Genomic DNA, 16,996 nt, shown 5'->3' with positions numbered 1-16,996 from the left:
GCAGCCGGGGGGCGGATGCTGATGGGGGGCGCGCGGGCCGGGAACGGGGCGCGGAGCGTACGTACGAAGCGGTGGGGTCGCCTGCGCGCGGGCGCGCGGGCCCGGGGCGCTCGGCATCGGTGCGAGCGGCTGATCAGGGAACTGGACCTGCCCACCCCGACGGATCTGGCGGACGTGTGCGACGCCGTCGCGGCGCGCCTGGGGCGTCCCGTACGGATCGTGCCGATACCGCTGGGCGGCACGGCCTCCGGCCTGACGGCCCGCACCGCCGACGGGTACTGGATCTTCTGCGAACTCAGGACCACCGCCTGGCACCGGACACACATCGCACTGCACGAACTCGGCCGTCTGCTGCTGGACCACGGGGCGGCCGACGCGCCCGAGGGCGGCACGCCGGGGCGGTACGGGGCCGCGTCCCGGGAGGCGGAGGTGCTGGGCGCGCTGCTCATGGAGCGGGTGGTGTCGTCGGCGGCCGACCGCGGCCCGGAACTGACGGGGCAGGCCGCCGAGCTCGTCGCGGCCCTGGCACCCGCACTGCGGCACCGGCGCGCCGGGCGGGGCGGTACGGGCCGTGCGGCCCGTACCGGCGGGAAGGACGGTGCCGCGAGCGGCGCCGGCACAGTTCACACGGACGGGGGATCGGGTGTTTGACGTGCTGTACCTGTGTTTCGGCGGGCTCGCCTGGGCCGTCGTCGCCTTCAAGACACGTGCCTGGGTCCGCGACCGCGGCAACACGGACCTGGGGCTGACGTGTGTGATGAGCGCGGGCGTCGCGACGGTGTTCGTCTTCTCCGCCCCCGGCGTCTACCGGGAGTTCGACCGGCTGACCGGTGTGCCGAACCTGTCGATGGTCTTTCTCTACTCCGCGGTCGTGGTCTTCGCGGCCGGGGCGTTCGTCCTGCTGCTGCGCTGGAGCAGCGGTACGGGCGCGGAGGGCCGCGCGCGGGCCCGTACCCGGTCCCGCACGGCCGTCGCGGCCGTGGCCGTGGTCTGGGCGGTGGCGTTCGTCGGCTTCGTCGTCGGGCGGCCGGACCGCGTGGAACACCCCCGCGACTTCAGTACGGCGTACGCCAGCTCGCCGGGAGTGATGCTCTTCCTGGTGCTGTATCTGGCCATTTTCGGCGCGAGCCTCGCGGGCCTGGGCACCCTCTGCCCGCGCTACGCCCACCAGGTCGGTCCGTCCTGGCTCGCCCGCGGTCTGCGGGTGCTGGCCGCGGGCTGCTGGCTCGGCCTGGTGTACTGCGGCTGCAAGCTGGCCGGCTTCGTACTGTCCTGGGCCGGGCACGACGCGGGGTGGCTCTCCAACGGGGTGGCGCCGCTGAGCGCGTCGGTCGCCGCGCTCCTGGTGCTGGCCGGCCTCACGCTGCCGGCCGCGGGCACCCGGGCGTGTGCCTGGCGCCGGCTGCGCCGCCTGCACCCGCTGTGGAAGGACGTCGCCGCGCAGGCTCCCGAGGTGACCGCGCGGCGTCCGGCCGGGGCCGGCCGGTGGCGGCTCACCGGCCTCCAGCGGCGCGCCGACCGGCAGATGGCGGAGATCCGGGACGTCCAGCGCGGTATCCGGCGGTACGTGGAGTCGGACACCATCGATATCGCGCGCGAGCGCGGGCGCGCGGTCGTGGCGGACGAACGGCAGCTCGCGGCCGTCGCGGAGGCCGCCGCGCTGCGCCGCGGGCTGGAGAACCGGGCGATCGGGCTCGTACCCGTCCTCGGTGCCGACAGTGTGGTGGTGACCGCCGAGGAGCGGCCGGAGGACGGCGTGCCGCGGTGGGCGGCCGGGGGCCGGGAGCACCTGCCGGGCGGCCGGGCCGGTCGCCCCCACTTCGGAGGCGGCGCCGAACTCGCCGCGGAGTTCGAGCACTTGGCGCGGGTCGCGGATGTCTACCACTCGCCGCTGACCGACACGGTGCTCACCGAACTGCGGCAGCGCAGCGCCACGCGGCGGCATTGAGCGGCGCGGTGGCGCCGAGCGGCGCGGCAGCCGCCGGTCGCTCCGCCGGTCGCTCCGCCGGTCGCCCCGCCGGCCGCCGTGTCCGGAGCCGTGTCCGTGCAGAACACCGCCGAGGCCGGCCCCGGCGACCTCGCGGCGAGGCCGAACTCACCCAGCCGGCCTTTCTCCTGCTCTTCGCCGGTGACGCGAACACCGTTCACCTCATCGGCCATTCGGTACCCGCCCTGCCGGACCACCCCGAAGGCCTCACGGCCCTGCGTGCGGATCCGGCCGAACTCCCGGGGCGATGAAGGTGTTTCCGTGCTGCGGCGAGCCGGTCTCGCCGGCCCTTCGCCGGTCCCCCGTCGAGGGCGTGGACATCGGTGGCGTACGGGTGCCGGCGGGGGAGACTGTGCTGCTCTCCCTTGCCCCCGGCCACCGGGACCCACACCGCTTCCCCGGCGCCGGCACGCTGGATCCGGGCCGGAAGGACAGGGGGCGCCTCATGCTCGGGCACGGCCTTCACCACTGCTTCGGCGCGGCCCTGGGGCGCAGCGGGACCGGGACCGCGCCGACCGCTCTCATCAGCCGTTTCCCCGGGCCGCGGCGCGGCGTTCCGCGGTCCGCGCCGCGCCACCGGCGAGCGCTGTGCGCACATGGCTTGATCTCGCTCTCCGTCGCCTGGTGATTGCGAGGCGAACAAGTTTTTGAGGCATAACCGTTCCCTCATGCGGTAGAAAGGTCGTGAGGCCCGCCCGGTGTGCATCCCCCGTCGCACCGGGCGGGTCCTCGTGCGTACGGGGCGGATGTGCCCCGGTGTGCCGTGCCGCGGGCCCGGCCGGGCCACCCCGGGCCTTGTGGCCGCCCGTGAGTCTTTGGCCTCTGATGTGCTCGGGCCCCGCATTCCGCGCGGGTCCCGGCGCTTCGGCCGTCTGGCGTAGGTCCCTCTGCGGGCGATGTGCGTGCTTCCTAGCGTGAAGACATGGCACTTGTCACGCTTTTGTCCCGGAATGCCGGTGTGCTGGCCGTCATCGCCGCCACCGGGCTGACCCTCACCTCCATACCGGCGGTGGCCCACGCCGAGGAGGTGGCGGTGGGCCGGCGGGCCGCGGACCCGGGGGCGGCCGAGGGGCGGCTCGCGGACCGTACGGGGCTCGTGGTGGTGGGGGCCGGAGCCCCCGCGCTGCCCGACGGCGTGTCGGCCCGCGCCTGGACGGTCACGGACGTCCGTACGGGCGACGTGCTGGCGGCCAGGAACGCGCACCAGCGGCTGGCGCCGGCCAGCACCCTCAAGACCCTGTTCGCGGTCACCGTGCTGCCGAAGTTCCGCGCGGGGGCCGTGCACAAGGTCTCCCCGGCGGAGCTGGCGGGCATCGGCGCGGGCAGCAGCCTCGTCGGCATCAAGGAGGGCCGCAGCTACCAGGTCGCCGACCTGTGGCGCGGTGTCTTCCTGCGCTCCGGCAACGACGCGGTACGGGTGCTCGCCGCGATGAACGGCGGCTGGGCGGCCACGGCCCGGGAGATGCAGGCCAGGGCGCGACAGCTCGGCGCCCGCGACACCGCGGTGAAGTCGCCGGACGGATACGACAGTCCGGGGCAGGTGTCCTCGGCGTACGACCTGAGCGTCTTCGGCCGCGCGGGGCTCGCCAACGCCGACTTCGCCCGGTACTGCGCCACGACGACGGCCCGGTTCCCCAGCAAGGGCAGTCCCTCGTTCGAGATCCAGAACACCAACCGGATGCTGTCCGGCGCCAACGGGATGCGGCGCTATCCCGGCGTCATCGGCGTCAAGAACGGCTACACCAGCAACGCGGGCAACACCCTGATCGCCGCGGCCGAACGGGGCGGCCGGACGCTGTTGGTGACCGTGCTCAACCCGCAGTCGGGTGCGTCCAACGCCGTCTACAACGAGGCCGGTTCACTGCTGGACTGGGGTTTCCGTGCCGTGGGCAGGGCCCGTCCGGTGGGTTCCCTGGAGGCCGCCGCGCCGGGCGGCCGGGCCGGCCCGCCGGCGGACGGGGCGCGGAGCGACGCCGAGCACCGCGCCGACGGCGTGCGGCCGGTCGCCGCGCAGGTCTCCCGCGAGCCCGGACGGGGATCGCGGACCACGGCGTGGGCGGTCGCCGGAGGCTTCGCCGTCGCCCTCGCGGTGGGCGCGGTCTTCGGCTGGCGCATGTACGTACGTGGACGGCGGATGTCCGGGGGCGATTCCTGACCGGCGGCTCGCCTCCGGTCGGGTGCGGGTGCGGGTGCGCGGCGCCGTCGTGATCCGGCCATGTACGCGACCGGGCCCGGCCCCGTGCCGTGCGCTGCCGCCCCGGCCGCCCGCCGCACCGTCGCGCGCTGCACAATCGAACCGTGAACGTGACGCGACGCGACGAGGGCGGCGACCCGGCCTGCTGGCTGGACCAGGTGTGCCAGGAGTGCGGCCGGATCCCGGACGGTCCGGCGGAGCCCGGCTGCGGACACTGCGGGGCGGGGAGCGGGACAGCGAACGGGACCGGTGCCGGTGCCGCTCCCGTGGCGGACCCGGCCCCGGCGGAACGGAAAGGACGCACCATGGCTGACCGCGATCCCGACGAAGGCCCGGCCGGCCATCCAGCCGCCGTCTCGGACGATGGCCCGGCCGAGGCCCCGGACGAAGGCCCTGACGAACTCCGGGCCGGGAGCCCCGCCGAGTCCCCGGACACCGCCCCGGCCGCTTCCCGGGACCGCGACCCCGACGGACGGGCCCGCAACGCCCGGCCGCGGGACGGACTCGGACGCCCGCTGCCGTACGGCACGCCGGGCGTGGCCCGCCAGCCCGAAGGCGTCGCACGCAGCCCCCGGGAGGCCCTCGCCGAGGCCCAGGACCTCCTGGACAGCGGTATGCCCTTCCACGCCCACGAGGTGCTGGAGGACGCCTGGAAGATGTCGCCCGGGCCGGAGCGGCAGTTGTGGCGCGGCCTCGCCCAGCTCGCCGTCGGCCTGACCCACGCCGCCCGGGGCAATGCCAAGGGCGGCGCGGCACTGCTGCTCCGGGGCGCCGGTGCCATCGCCCCGTACGCGGACACCGTCCCGTACGACATCGACGTCCCCGGGCTCACGGCCTGGGCGCGGGACCTGGCGGACCGGCTCGACGGGCCGGTGGAGGCGGCCGGGAACGCGCCCCGTCTGTGCGCCGATGGGGGCGTCCCGGCAGCGGGGTGAGCGGTCCGGCCGGTCAGCGCACCGGCGCCGGTGACGAGGCGCCCGCCACCCGCAGCGCCGGGGCGCCCGTGCCGTCCGCCGGGACGGTCCAGATGTCGCTGCCCTTCCCGCCGTCACCCGGCAGCGCGTACCCGAGCGTGTGGTCGTCCAGCCAGGCCGCCTGGTCGTCCACGCTGCGCCGCTCCGCGAGCGGGCGTTCGCGCAGCGTGCGCAGGTCGAGGACGTACAGCCGCCAGGGGTCGCGGGCCCCTTCCCGTACCCGCTTCTTGAAGGCGAGGCGGGTGTTGTCGGGCGAGAGGGACGGGCACTCCACGTTCTCGCGCAGGGTGTGGGCCGTCCAGCGGCGCATGTCGCCCTCGACGAGGTGGGTGCGGCCCTTCGTGGAGACCGTGGCGTAGAAGCGGTTGTCGTCGCGGGCGAAGGAGACGCCCCAGTAGTTGACGTCGGGGGAGTGGTAGCGGCGGCCGTCGAGGGTGAGCGGGATCTCCTCCATGTTCTTGACCAGGTAGCCGGTGCGGGTGTCGAGGATCGAGGTGCGGGTGGAGAAGGACGTGGTGGCGTAGGAGTCGCCGGTGGCGAACATCGTCCAGGACAGCATTCGGCCCGAGGCGGAGACCCGTGCCCGGTTGGGGATGCCGGTCAGGGCGATCCGGCGGGTCTCGCGCAGCCGCCCGTCCAGGACGACGGCGTACGCGGCCGGGGGGATGCCGGGGCGGCGCTGGAGGCACAGGGCGGTGCCGCCGGCGGCGTGGAAGCGTTCGCAGGCGGGTCCTCCGGTCGTCCGGTGGTCCGGAGCCGGGGCCGCTTTCGCGCGCGTCGCCGCGGCGCCGGGCGCGGCGGCCAGGCGGGCGACCCGGCCGGCGCCGTCGCCCTCCCGCGTGCTGCGGAAGTACAACTGCCCGCGGTCCAGGCCGAACGCCGAGGGCGGGTCCGCGGAATCGGCGCGCCGGGCGGCCGACACGGTGTAGACCACGGCGACCGTGGCGAGGACGGCCGTGACCACCGCGACGGCGATGACGCGAGCGCGTACCGAGAAGCCTGCCGGGCGCGCACGGGCCCCGCCGTCCACGTCCTGGGCGCCCGCCGCCTCCGGTGGGCCTGCCGTATCCGTCACGACCACGAGGACCGCCTTTCCGTGCGGGGGAGCAGCGCGGTGGCACCCGCGAGGGCGGCCGCGAGGACGACGACGGCGATGACCAGCGCTGCCCGGCTGCCCCACAGCGTCCAGGCGGCGCCGAACCCCGCCGCGGCGAGCAGGCGGCACAGCGCCTGGCCCGTTTGCAGCAGGGCCATGCCGCTCGCCTGCCGCGCTGCCGGGAGGGCCGGGCCCGCGAGGGCCATGAGCACGCCGTCGGTGGCCGCGTAGAACACACCGACCAGCACCAGCACGCCGACCAGCAGGACGGCGCCGTCGCCGACGGCGAGCAGCAGCACATAGGCGGTGAGCAGTGCCGCGTGACCGAGGAGGAAGGGGACCCGGCGCCCGATGCGGTCGCCGAGCCGCCCGGCGGGCACCGCGAGCAGCAGGTAGACCGCGGCGGTGCCGAGCGGCAGGAGCGGGAACCAGCGCACCGCGAAGTCCAGTTGCCGCTGGAGCAGCAGGTAGACGAACGAGTCGCCGATGGTCGCCGCGCCCAGCAGGGCGGCGGCCAGCACGATGCGCCGGAAGGCGGCGTCGCGCAGTGGCTCGGCGATCCTGGCGCGCAGCGGGACCCGCGGCCCGGGCGTGGCGACCGGTCCCAGGGCGGCCCGCCCCGGGACGAACGCGACCAGCAGCAGCACCCCCAGCAGCCCGACGCAGAAGCTCACGACGAACACCGCGTCATAGGCGTCCGCGGTCGCCCACAGCAGGGCGAACGCGGCCAGCGGGCCGAGCAGCGCGCCCGTGGTGTCCATCGCGCGGTGCACGCCGAACGCCCGGCCCAGGGCGTCGGGTGGGCTGCTGAGCGAGATCAGCGCGTCGCGCGGGGCGGTCCGTACGCCCTTGCCGATGCGGTCGGCGGCGATGGCCGCGCCGATCCCGGCCGTGCCGCCGCCCGCGAGCAACAGGCCCAGCCGGGACAGTGCGGACAGCGCGTATCCGGTGCCGGCCACGAGTTTGTGCCGCCCGCCGCGGTCGGCGGCGTGCCCGCCGACCAGTCGTACGAGGGCGGTGACACCGTTGTAGAGCCCGTCCAGGAACCCGAACTGGAGCGGTGACAAACCGAGTTGCAGGACGAAGTAGAGCGGCAGTACCGCGGTGACCATCTCGGAGGAGATGTCGGTGACCAGGCTGACCGTGCCGAGGGCGAGGACCGGTCCGGCGACGCGGCCGCGCGTCAGGTGCGGGGTGGCGGCGGCCGCGCCGGTGGTGGCGAGATACATGACGGGTGGGTCCCGGGCCGGTCAGTGGCACCGGTAGGACGGGCTGCGGTCCTTGGCCGTCCCGTCCGTGCCGACCAGTTCCCAGGAGAACCCGTCGTCGGTGAAGTCCAGCTTGACCACGCCGAAGGTCTTCGTCAGCCGCTTCTCGCTGTTCCGCTGGACCTCCTCGATCTTGTACGGGCTGGCGCCGCCCATCCCGGCGAGCAGTTCGACCAGGCCCTTGGGGTCGGCCTGGCCGTCCGGGTTCTGCGGCGCGAAGCGCTCGTAATGGTGGTCGTGGCCGTTGAGCACCAGCTCCGCGCCGGCGTCGTACAGCAGCTTCCACACCGGGCGGCTGACCGGGTCGTTGCCGTGCTCGCCGGAGGAGAACAGCGGGTGGTGCCAGTAGGCCGCCACGCACTTCTTGGAGTTGGCGGCGAGGTCGTCCTTGAGCCACTTGGTCTGCGCGGCGTCCAGGCTGTTGGAGTCCAGTGCGATGAAGTGCCAGTTGCCGTGCTCGAAGCTGTAGTAGCTCTTGCCCTTGGGGTAGGCGACGGAGCCGAAGTAGGACTTGTACCCGGCCAGCTTGCCGGCCGGGTCGTACGTCTCGTGGTTGCCGGCGACCGGGCGGGTCCTGGCCTTGAACGCGCCCCAGGAGGTGTCGTAGTACTTCTCGAAGTCCTTCAGCCGGGCGTCGTCGTACTGATTGTCGCCCATGGTCATGACGAAGGCCGGGTCGATCTTCTTGACCTGGGCCGCGGTCTTCGGGTGCGCGCAACCGCTGCTGCTCGCGGTGCACCGCTCGGCGATGTCGCCGGCGGCGACCGCCGTGAACCCGCCGGCCCGCGCCGCCGTCCGCTCCGGCGCGGCGTCCGCCTGCCCGGCCGGTGACCACAGCAGCGCACCGCCGACGAGCGCGAGGGCCGCGCCCGCGGCGGTGGGTATGCCGGTGCGGGGGTTGGTGAGGAAGGGTCTGGCCGGTCGGCTGGTGCGGGACTTCGCGGCGCGGGGGGTGGGCGTCATGTCCGTCTCCTCGGTCGGCGGAGGTGCCGTTCGGAGGAATCTTGACGACGGCGCATGTACGCGTCAATAAGCGCGGCGGAGAATGGTTAGGAAACTTTCCTACTCACTGCCGTGCGGTGCCGTTCACACCAACTCCGCCTCCGAGAAGCACAGATGATCCTTGATCTGCGCGACCGCCGACTTCGGCGCAGGGTAGCCCCACGCGATGTCCTCCGGGCCACCGGAAAGCGACCAGTAGGAGGCGTCCCCCTTGAACGGGCAGTGCGTGCGGGTGCCGGACGGGACCAGCAGATCCGTCCGTACGTCCGCGGGCGGCAGGTAGTAGCGCACCGGATACCCGGTCTCGTGGAGCACCAGCGGACGGCGGCTGTCGGCGACGACCTGGCCGTCATGGACGACCCGGACGTGCTCGGTGCCCTGCTCGACGGTGATGCGGTGGCCTGGTACGGACGGCATGGCGGTTCCTCTCGGGACGGGGTGCGGCGCTCCCAGCGTCGCACCGCGCGGCGGGCGGACGGCCGACCGGCGGCGGCGCGCCCCCGATCGGCCGGCGACACGCCGTGCAACGCCGCCCTGCACCTCCCGGATTCCCCGCCCGGCCCACTCCGGCGCCGGTTCCACCAGCGCCGCCAGCTCCTGGCGCGCCTCCCCGGGCAGCGGTGCGGCGCACCCCGCTCCCTGGTGGACGTGCAGGGCGCCTCGGAGAGGTGACCGTTGCAGTCGACCCGGTCGTCCTGGAACGTGCGCCGGACCAGCGGCAGGCGCGCCGTCACCGGGCGGGCCCGGCCAGGCGGCCGGTCGCGCGCAGGACGTCGATGATGCCCTGGTCGCGTTCGGCGACGAGCTGCGCGTACGTACGGCCGCGGGCGGCCCGCTCGCAGCCGTCGACCACCGCGTCCCGCAGCGCCCGGTCCAGCTCCGGCGCCGCCAGCCGGGTCCATGGGGACTTCAGCGACGGGCCGAAGTGGTCGAGCATGCGCGCCATCCCGCCCTCGCCGCCGGCCAGTGCGAACGTCAGCATCGGGCCCATGAACGCCCAGCGCAGCCCCGGCCCCTCGGTGATCGAGGCGTCGATGTCCTCGACCGTGGCCTCGCCGTTGGCGACCATGTGCAGCGCTTCGCGCCACAGGGCCTCCTGGAGGCGGTTGGCGATGAAGCCGGGCAGCTCGCGGTCCATGGTGATCACGGACTTGCCCGCCGCCGCGTAGAACTCCGCGGCCCACTCCACCGCCGCCCGGTCGGTCCACTCCCCGCCGGCCACCTCGACCAGCGGAATCAGGTACGGCGGGTTGAACGGGTGCCCGACGACCAGGCGGCCGGGCGTGGCGGCCGTGGTCTGCATGTCGGACATCGGGTAGCCGGAGGTGGAGGAGGCGATGACCACGCCGGGCGGGGTGGCGGCGTCGATCCGGGCGAGCAGGTCGCGCTTGAGCTCCAGCTTCTCGGGGGCGCTCTCCTGCACGAACTCGGCGTCGGCGACGGCGTCGGCGAGGGCCGGCGCCACGGTGAGGCGGTCGGCGGAGGCGCCCTCGGCCGGGCCGAGCTGCTCCAGGGCCGGCCAGGCGGCCGTGATCAGGCGGCGCAGCGCGTCCTCGGCGTCCGGCGCGGGGTCCCAGGCGCTGACGTCGTAACCGCGGGCGAGGAAGTGGGCGACCCAGCCGCCGCCTATGACGCCGGCGCCGACGCACGCCACACGGCGTACGGAGGAGGGAGGGGTGGGGGACATGAAGACTCCTGGAGGTGGGGCGTGCGCACGGCGGGATACGGGCGGACCGGCTCCCAACCCGCGGTCCGTGGCCTACGCGGGGGCGTACGCGGTCGGCGGGCCCGGTCTCAGCCGCGCGGCTTGAGGCCGAGTCGGGCGCGGGCCTGGTCCGGGGTGGCGACGGCCGAGCCCAGCAACTCCGTGATCCGCACGGCGCGTTCGACCAACTGGCCGTTGGTCGCCTTGACGCCCTTGCTCAGGTAGAGGTTGTCCTCCAGGCCCACCCGGACGTTGCCGCCGAGCAGGATCGACTGCGCGACCCACGGCATCTGCATCCGGCCGAGCGCGAAGCCGGCCCACTGGGCGCCCTCCGGGAGCATCGCCACCATCGACTGGAGCACGCCCGGGTCGGCCGGCGCGCCCCACGGAACGCCCATGCACAACTGGAAGACGGTCGGATCGTCGAGCAGCCCCTCGGCGAGCAACTGCTTGGCGAACCAGAGCTGCCCGGTGTCGAAGATCTCCAACTCCGGGCGGACGCCCAGCTCCTGGACGCGCCGGGCACCCGCGCGCAGCATGTCGGGTGTCGAGACGTAGAGGTTGGAGCCCTCGCCGAAGTTCAGTGAGCCGCAGTCCAGGGTGCAGATGTCGGGCAGCAGTTCCTCGACGTGCGGCAGCCGCTCCAGGCCGCCCACCAGGTCCGTACCGGGCAGGTACCGCAGCGGCTCGTCCGGGTCGACGACGAGGTCGCCGCCCATGCCGGCGGTCAGGTTGATGACGACGTCGGTGCCGGCCTCCTTGACGCGCTCGACGACCTCGGCGTACAGGCGCGGGTCGCGGGACGGGGCGCCGGTCTCCGGGTCGCGTACGTGGATGTGGACGACGGCGGCGCCGGCCGACGCCGCCTCGACGGCGGAGGCGGCTATCTGCGCGGGCGTGACGGGCACGTGCGGCGAGCGGCGCACGGTGTCGCCGGCTCCGGTCAGCGCGCAGGTGATGATGACCTCGTTGTTCACGTGACAGCTACGAATGCCGGCCTCCTGACGTGGGAAAACCACCTTGCCCATTGATCAACTGGGAGGGGAGTGCGAAACGGGGGCACCCAGAGGCCCCTCCGCAGCCTGGTGGAAAGTGTCCCAGCGTTCTCGCTGAGCCTCAACGATGTTCTGCTCCATCTTGAGAGTCAGGTTCCCGTACAGGCCTTTGTCCCCGGCGATCTCGTGTCCCAGCGGGTCTCGTTCGCGTACCGCTCCCGGAACTCTTCGCGCTGCTCCGGGCCGGGGTCGGAGGCCGGCCGGGCGGTTGCTCGGGCGAGGTCTGTCCGGGCCCGCGGTCCGGGCCGGTCGCAGGCAAGACACCGTCGGTGTCCCGGGCGTCTGCCCGGGCGCCTGGGTCAGGCGCAGTCCGTGAAGGCGCGGCGGGATTGAGCCTGTCCGGGCTGAAGGTTGTAGGCGGTGGTGATTCTCTGGGTCTGGGTGTTGACCACGACGCGCCAGCGGGCGCTGTTGGGGATGCCCGTGGCGTTGCCCCCGATGCCGTTGACCTCGTACACCGTTTGGGCCCCGCCGCCCGGCGGGTTCGGTCCGGCCTGGCCGATGTTGGGGATGGCTGTGCCGGTGGCCCGCTGGATGCATCTGACGAGGGCGGGGATATCGATGAAGGTCGCCTGCGGCGTGTGCCGGTTGTCGATGTGTACGAGGTCGGCGCACCGCAGAGTCGCTACCCGGCCGTTGAGTCCCCGCAGGGTGAAGGCAGGCGTCTGGGGCACTTGCTCGTTGCGGTTCGCGCTGTTGGCACAGCGGTGTCCGGAGGGAAGGAGCTGGGGTGCGGCGGATGCCGAGGCGGTCTGAGGGGCGAGGAATGTCAGGGCCAGAGCGAGGGGAGGCAGGACGCGGCCGGGTGCGGCAAGGGACTTGCGACACCGTGCGGGGCGCCTGTGGGGGTGCTGGTGCATAGGAGGGGCTCCAAAGAAAGGGGGCGGCCCGGGACGGGCACGGCAGGAGAGCGTTGCTGGTCCGGGTCGGCATGGCAGGGTGTCTGCTGGACCCGGGCTTGCGCTGGGCGGGACTGCACGGGTGGCGGATGGCGCCGGCGGCCGCGGTCGGCGGCAGGCCGCACGCAGCCGTATCGCGGGACGGCGCTTTCGTTCGCCGCGTCGGCCGGTGCCGGCCTGCCCGCCGCCCTGGGGTTCTTCGGCGCTGGGCCGCACGAAAGGGCCATCGGTCCCCTGTCAGAACAGCACTGCCTTCCGCGAAGGACAACCCGAGCGAAGTGCGCAACGACCGAACGAGTGGATACCCGAGGTGAGCACCTGGCCCCCGGGCTGCTCACCTCGCACGGCGGCACACCACGACAGGCCACCACCGCGGCCGGCCCGGGCGGAGCGTGTACGCCGCGGAGCCTTCGAGCGGACCGGGGCGGAGGCTTCGTTCAGCCTCGGTACTGGCGGGCCTCGACCGCCGCAGGCCGCGCCGGGCCGGGCAGACGATGGGCGGTGCGCCGGACAGCCGCCGGCCGCCCCGCCGCGGCCGAACCGGGCTTCTCCGCTGTGCGGGGAAGCCCGGAACAGTTCCGTGGCGGGTGGGGGCATGCTCCCGGACGACGGTGGGCCGGCTCCCGGGGCGGATGGCCGAAGGGACCGGAAGCCGGCGACGGTGGCGTCGGCGAGCGCTCCACGAGGCCGGGCTGCCCCACTGCCCCGTCACATCTTCCGGGCGCCGGCCTTGATCGCTTCGCGGATACGGAAGTAGGTGCCGCAGCGGCAGATGTTCCGGATGCCGTCCAGGTCGGCTTCGGTGAGGGGGCGGTTCTCCTCCTTGACGCGGCGGACCAGGGCGACGGCGGCCATGATCTGGCCGGGTTGGCAGTAGCCGCACTGGGCCACGTCCTGGTCGAGCCAGGCCTCCTGCATCGGGTGGAGGTCCGCGCCCACGGTGGCCGGGAGTCCTTCGATGGTGGTGATCTCGTCGGTCGGCCGCAGGTCCTTCACGGGGATGGCGCAGGGGTTGGCCGCCCTGCCGTTGAGGTGGCTCGTGCAGGCTTTGCAGACGTTGATGCCGCAGCCGTACTTCGGTCCGGTGACGCCGAGGAGGTCGCGGAGCACCCACAGCAGACGCTCGTCGTCCGCGGCTTCGACAGTGACCTGTTCGCCGTTGAGGCGGAATGTGTGCTGGGGCACGGGAACTCCCGGGCTGCTTCGGGGGCTTTCAGCGGACGTGGTCCAGGCCGTCGGTCGGTGACGCGGGGACGGGCGGGACGGTGGGTTTCGGTTCGAAGGAGAGGGTGCCGTGGTTGATGGGGAAGACCGTGGGCATGGTGCCGGTGGCGCGGCTGTACGCGCAGGCGACCGCGGCCATCGAGGCGGCCACGCCGAGTTCGCCGGCGCCACCGGGCTTGCCGGTGGTGGGCGGCATGACGATGATCTGCAGCTCGGGTGGTGTGTTCCACTGCCGGGTGTAGAAGTAGTTGTCCCAACTGGCTTCCAGGAAGTGTCCGTCGCGCAGGTGGAGACTGGAGGTCAGCGTCAGGGCGATGCCGTCCATGAGGCAGCCCATCATCTGCGCTTCCAGTCCGCGCGGATTGACGGCGAGGCCGACGTCCACGGCGATGACCGCTTTGGTGACGCGGGGACCGGCGACACCGTCGCGGACGGGGCGGTTGACGGTCTCGGGTCGGCAGTCGAGCTCCACCAGGACGGCGCTGGCGGAGTGGTATTCGGAGTGGAAGGCGATGCCCTGCGCCGTGCCGGCCGGCATGCTCCGGCCCCAGCTCCCGGCCTCGGCGGCCTTGTCCAGTACGGCGCGGGAGCGGTCGTCCCGCAGGAAGTCGTGCCGGAACCGGCAGGGGTCCTTGCCCATCCTGGCGGCGAGCCGGTCGACGAGGAGTTCCCGGGCACAGGTGACGTCGGGGGAGTAGACGTTGCGCATGCTGCCGGTGTTGAAGCTCTTGTCGGTCTCGCTCAACAGCCGGCTGTTGGCGCCGAAGTCGTAGGGCATCGACTGGGAGAGCTGGAAGAATGTCTGGGCGAATCCGGCATCACCCACCGGAAGTTTGGCGGCCAGGGCGGTGAAGATCTCCCCGAGGCCGTGGCTGAGGTCGGTGGCGACACTGGTGTGCCGTTGCCTGTAGCCGAGCACGGTGTCGCCGAGATAGGAGATACGCACCCGCGAGGTGGCCATGGGGTGGGTACGGCCTTGACGGGAGTCGTCCGCGCGGTGCCACATGAGCTTGACCGGTTTACGGATCTTCCGGGAGACCTCGACGGCCTCCAGCGCGGCGTCGAAGAAGAGTTTGCGGCCGAAGGAGCCACCCCCCTCGGTGACGTGCACGGTCACCGCACCGAGCGGCAGGCCGAGCTTGGCGGCGATCGCCTCCTTCGCGACGATCGGTGCCTTGAGGCTCGACCAGACTTCGGCCCGGTCAAAGCGCACGTCGGCTATCGCGCAGTTCGGTTCCAGGGCGCTGTTGCTGCGGAAGTGGAAGGTGAACCTTTCTTCCACCTGCGGGGTGAGCGACGGGAGCCCGAGCGGCAGTTCGGCTGACCGCAGCTCTTCGAGCACGGATGCGTCGGACTTGCCCGCCGCGCTCCCGGGCTTCCACGACACCTTCAGGGCACGTACGGCGTCGATGCACTGGCCGAAGGTGGACGCACGCACCGCCACCCCGGTCGATATCACGACGACGTCCGTGACACCGGGCAGGGCACGCACCTCGGCCGCGTTGAACACCGCCCCGACCTTGCCGTTGATCGTCGGCGGGCGGCACACCATGGTCGGCATGGCGCCCGGGACGTTCAGGTCCAGGGTGAACTTCTTACGGCCGGTGACCGCCGCAAGGGCATCGACGCGGTTGTGCGGTGTGCCGATGACGGTGAACGTGTCGTGCGGCTTGAGGCTGACCGGCACCTGCTCGGTCCGCACGCCCGCCGCTTTCCGGGTCAGTGCCCCGATGCCGGCGCTGCGGTTCCCGGGGCCGGTGACGACTCCCGCCGTGCAGGCCAGCTCGGTGACGGGCACGTCCCATGCGCTCGCCGCCGCCTGGAGCAGCCGGTTCCGGGCGAGGGCGGCGGCCACCCGGATCGGGGTGTAGGTCGAGAAGGTTGTGTTCGATCCGCCGGTGAGCTGGTTGAACAGCAGCTCCGGACGCGCGTCGGCCAGGGTGACGTGCACCCGGGTGAGGGGGACGCCGAGTTCCTCGGCGATCAGCATGGCCGTCGACGTGGTGATGCCTTGTCCCACCTCGGTCCGCGGCAACGCGAAGGACACGGTGCCGTCCGTGTGCACCTCGACCGTGATCAGCCCGGCCGTCGGCAGGGCGGCAGCGGTCATCACATCGTTGAGATCGATCAGTTTCGTGATCTCCGGCGAGGGGATGCCCGCCCGCGCCTCGGACGCGGGGGCGAGGTGGGCTGCGGTCGTCAAAATCGGAGCGGCCAGGACGTACCCGAGGAACCGGCGCCTGGCGAGTGGCTGCGGTCCGGCTTCCTGCCGTGTCGAGCGATCGGCTTCCGTCACCGCCGGCCTCCCGCCCCCACCACCGGCTCCGCCGGCGGCGCGTGGCCGGAAGCCCGGGTGAAGCGCGGCCGTGGAATTCCCTCACTGCGCGATCTCGTCGTCATCCCAACTCGGTTTCCTGCTCGGAGGACACACACATGGCTCCCGGAGCCATGGCGTGGGCGATGAGCTCGCAGGATCCTACGCGGTACCGCCGGGGGAGGGTACGCCGTCGACGACGTACCCTGCGCGGTCCGATGGGGCCGGATATGGCTCAGGACGGACGGTTGGCGTCGGGGATCTCCAGGTGAATGCCTCGTCCTTCGGAGAGGAAGAGCAGGACGAACTTGCGGAGCGCCTCTTCGACGGCCCAGGCCGCCTCGGGGACCAGGGGCAGGGGTATGAGACCTTCGCGGAAGGCCACCAGCAGCGGCCAGGCAGCGCCGATCAACGGCTGCCAGAACGGCTCTCTGCCCAGCCCGACCAGGTCGCCGGTTCGGTCGCCGAGGGTGTACCGGGCGAAGGCGTTGATCAGGGGCCGGGTGAGGCCGGCGTCGAGTTCGGCGACGATGTCCAGGAGAACGTCGGTCAGTTCGTTGCCCTCCGGCGTGGACGCCAGAACGGGGTCGAGGACCTGCCGGGACTGGGCGTCGGCCTCGTCCCAGGAGGCGGGGATGTATTCGTCCAGCACGCCGAGCATGTGGGCGGTGACCTGCCACACGTGCAGGAAGCCGTCCGACTCCGCGGAGGTGACCGGCACCCTCCAGTCTTTGAGCTTGCGCATGACGAATGTGGCCAGGCTGTGCCAGGTGACCATCATGTCGGCCTGGCTGATGGGGATCGTCTGACCGCCGCTGGTGCGGGACCAGCCGGGAGACTGCGGCAGCAAGTGCCGCACGGCGGCGTGTACCAGCCGGGTCTTCACCGCGGTCACGATCATCCCGCCCCGGGGCTGGTACGCGTCCAGGTCGCCGACGTCGTACCCCAGTTGGGCGGTCTTGGCGATGCGGTCCTTCATGTCCGCACCGCCCTTCGAGTAGTAGACGGCGCGCGCTTCTCTGGGGATGGCGGTGCTCATCAGACCGCTGCCCAGCCCGTACAGAGTGCCGGTGTAGATCCCCTTCTTCTTGGTGAACCGTGCCGCGGCCGCAAGCTTGCGCCGGTCCGCCCAGGGCGGCAGTTGACGTGCCTTCTCCATGAGGTCACGCAGGTCCGCGGGGAGTCCGGCCGGCAGGGGTTGGTCGTTGCGGGTCCATTTCCGCAGCGCCTCGTTGACCTTGGGCACGTCGCCGCGTTGGATCACTGCGGCGAGCACCG

General features: G+C 73.0%; 14 protein-coding genes. 4 read left to right on the top strand and 10 right to left on the bottom strand.

The features are described from left to right. Positions 1 to 15: 15 nt before the first annotated feature. The 4 genes from ACH4EB_RS18085 (at position 16) to ACH4EB_RS18070 (ending at position 5,116) form a co-directional block, all read left to right on the top strand. On the top strand, positions 16 to 651 hold the full coding sequence (locus ACH4EB_RS18085) for a hypothetical protein (protein ID WP_398348497.1): 636 nt from the start codon (positions 16 to 18) through the stop codon (positions 649 to 651). Next, positions 644 to 1,948: an MAB_1171c family putative transporter gene (locus ACH4EB_RS18080; RefSeq protein ID WP_398348496.1), complete on the top strand. Its 1,305-nt coding sequence runs from the start codon at positions 644 to 646 to the stop codon at positions 1,946 to 1,948. Before ACH4EB_RS18085 ends, ACH4EB_RS18080 begins: the two co-directional genes overlap by 8 nt. 961 nt (positions 1,949 to 2,909) lie before the next feature. Further along, positions 2,910 to 4,142, top strand: a complete 1,233-nt coding sequence (locus ACH4EB_RS18075; RefSeq protein ID WP_398348495.1) for a D-alanyl-D-alanine carboxypeptidase family protein — start codon at positions 2,910 to 2,912, stop codon at positions 4,140 to 4,142. A gap of 344 nt (positions 4,143 to 4,486) precedes the next feature. Beyond that, on the top strand, positions 4,487 to 5,116 hold the full coding sequence (locus tag ACH4EB_RS18070; RefSeq protein ID WP_398348494.1) for a DUF309 domain-containing protein: 630 nt from the start codon (positions 4,487 to 4,489) through the stop codon (positions 5,114 to 5,116). Positions 5,117 to 5,129: 13 nt separating this feature from the next. Here the strand turns inward: ACH4EB_RS18070 and ACH4EB_RS18065 are convergent, their stop codons facing one another. The 10 genes from ACH4EB_RS18065 to ACH4EB_RS18020 form a co-directional block, all read right to left on the bottom strand. Then, entirely contained in the window at positions 5,130 to 6,185 is a 1,056-nt protein-coding gene (locus ACH4EB_RS18065; protein WP_398348547.1) for a hypothetical protein, read from the bottom strand. Positions 6,186 to 6,226: 41 nt separating this feature from the next. After that, positions 6,227 to 7,480 (bottom strand): MFS transporter, encoded by a 1,254-nt coding sequence (locus ACH4EB_RS18060; RefSeq protein ID WP_398348493.1) that lies wholly within the window; start codon positions 7,478 to 7,480, stop codon positions 6,227 to 6,229. Between the two features lie 21 nt (positions 7,481 to 7,501). Further along, positions 7,502 to 8,482, bottom strand: a complete 981-nt coding sequence (locus tag ACH4EB_RS18055; protein WP_398348492.1) for a metallophosphoesterase family protein — start codon at positions 8,480 to 8,482, stop codon at positions 7,502 to 7,504. A 123-nt stretch (positions 8,483 to 8,605) separates the two neighbouring features. Beyond that, positions 8,606 to 8,938, bottom strand: a complete 333-nt coding sequence (locus tag ACH4EB_RS18050) for a DUF427 domain-containing protein (RefSeq protein ID WP_398348491.1) — start codon at positions 8,936 to 8,938, stop codon at positions 8,606 to 8,608. Positions 8,939 to 9,251: 313 nt separating this feature from the next. Further along, on the bottom strand, positions 9,252 to 10,208 hold the full coding sequence (locus ACH4EB_RS18045; protein ID WP_398348490.1) for a 3-hydroxyacyl-CoA dehydrogenase NAD-binding domain-containing protein: 957 nt from the start codon (positions 10,206 to 10,208) through the stop codon (positions 9,252 to 9,254). A gap of 107 nt (positions 10,209 to 10,315) precedes the next feature. Further along, positions 10,316 to 11,203 (bottom strand): 3-keto-5-aminohexanoate cleavage protein, encoded by an 888-nt coding sequence (locus ACH4EB_RS18040; protein ID WP_398348489.1) that lies wholly within the window; start codon positions 11,201 to 11,203, stop codon positions 10,316 to 10,318. Positions 11,204 to 11,580: 377 nt separating this feature from the next. Further along, positions 11,581 to 11,955 (bottom strand): hypothetical protein, encoded by a 375-nt coding sequence (locus ACH4EB_RS18035; protein ID WP_398348488.1) that lies wholly within the window; start codon positions 11,953 to 11,955, stop codon positions 11,581 to 11,583. 933 nt (positions 11,956 to 12,888) lie between these two features. After that, a complete protein-coding gene (locus ACH4EB_RS18030) occupies positions 12,889 to 13,365 on the bottom strand; it encodes a (2Fe-2S)-binding protein (RefSeq protein ID WP_398348487.1) in 477 nt (158 codons plus the stop codon). Positions 13,366 to 13,393: 28 nt separating this feature from the next. Further along, complete coding sequence (locus ACH4EB_RS18025; RefSeq protein ID WP_398348486.1) at positions 13,394 to 15,700, bottom strand: molybdopterin cofactor-binding domain-containing protein; 2,307 nt, start codon at positions 15,698 to 15,700, stop codon at positions 13,394 to 13,396. Between the two features lie 253 nt (positions 15,701 to 15,953). Beyond that, a partial coding sequence (locus ACH4EB_RS18020) for an oxygenase MpaB family protein (RefSeq protein ID WP_398348485.1) occupies positions 15,954 to 16,996 on the bottom strand: 1,043 nt, incomplete at its 5' end.

The sequence above is a fragment of the Streptomyces sp. NPDC018045 genome (assembly GCF_044327445.1).
Classification (GTDB): Bacteria; Actinomycetota; Actinomycetes; order Streptomycetales; family Streptomycetaceae; genus Streptomyces.
The sequence above is the reverse complement of the archived record's forward strand: the minus strand, read 5'-3'. Positions and strand labels throughout refer to the sequence as shown.

Bases quoted from the DNA above. Each gene is read 5' to 3' on its own strand.
- ACH4EB_RS18085 (WP_398348497.1), top strand. From the start codon at position 16: ATGCTGATGGGGGGCGCGCGGGCCGGGAACGGGGCGCGGAGCGTACGT.
- ACH4EB_RS18075 (WP_398348495.1), top strand. From the start codon at position 2,910: ATGGCACTTGTCACGCTTTTGTCCCGGAATGCCGGTGTGCTGGCCGTC.
- ACH4EB_RS18070 (WP_398348494.1), top strand. From the start codon at position 4,487: ATGGCTGACCGCGATCCCGACGAAGGCCCGGCCGGCCATCCAGCCGCC.
- ACH4EB_RS18060 (WP_398348493.1), bottom strand. From the start codon at position 7,480: ATGTATCTCGCCACCACCGGCGCGGCCGCCGCCACCCCGCACCTGACG.
- ACH4EB_RS18055 (WP_398348492.1), bottom strand. From the start codon at position 8,482: ATGACGCCCACCCCCCGCGCCGCGAAGTCCCGCACCAGCCGACCGGCC.
- ACH4EB_RS18050 (WP_398348491.1), bottom strand. From the start codon at position 8,938: ATGCCGTCCGTACCAGGCCACCGCATCACCGTCGAGCAGGGCACCGAG.
- ACH4EB_RS18045 (WP_398348490.1), bottom strand. From the start codon at position 10,208: ATGTCCCCCACCCCTCCCTCCTCCGTACGCCGTGTGGCGTGCGTCGGC.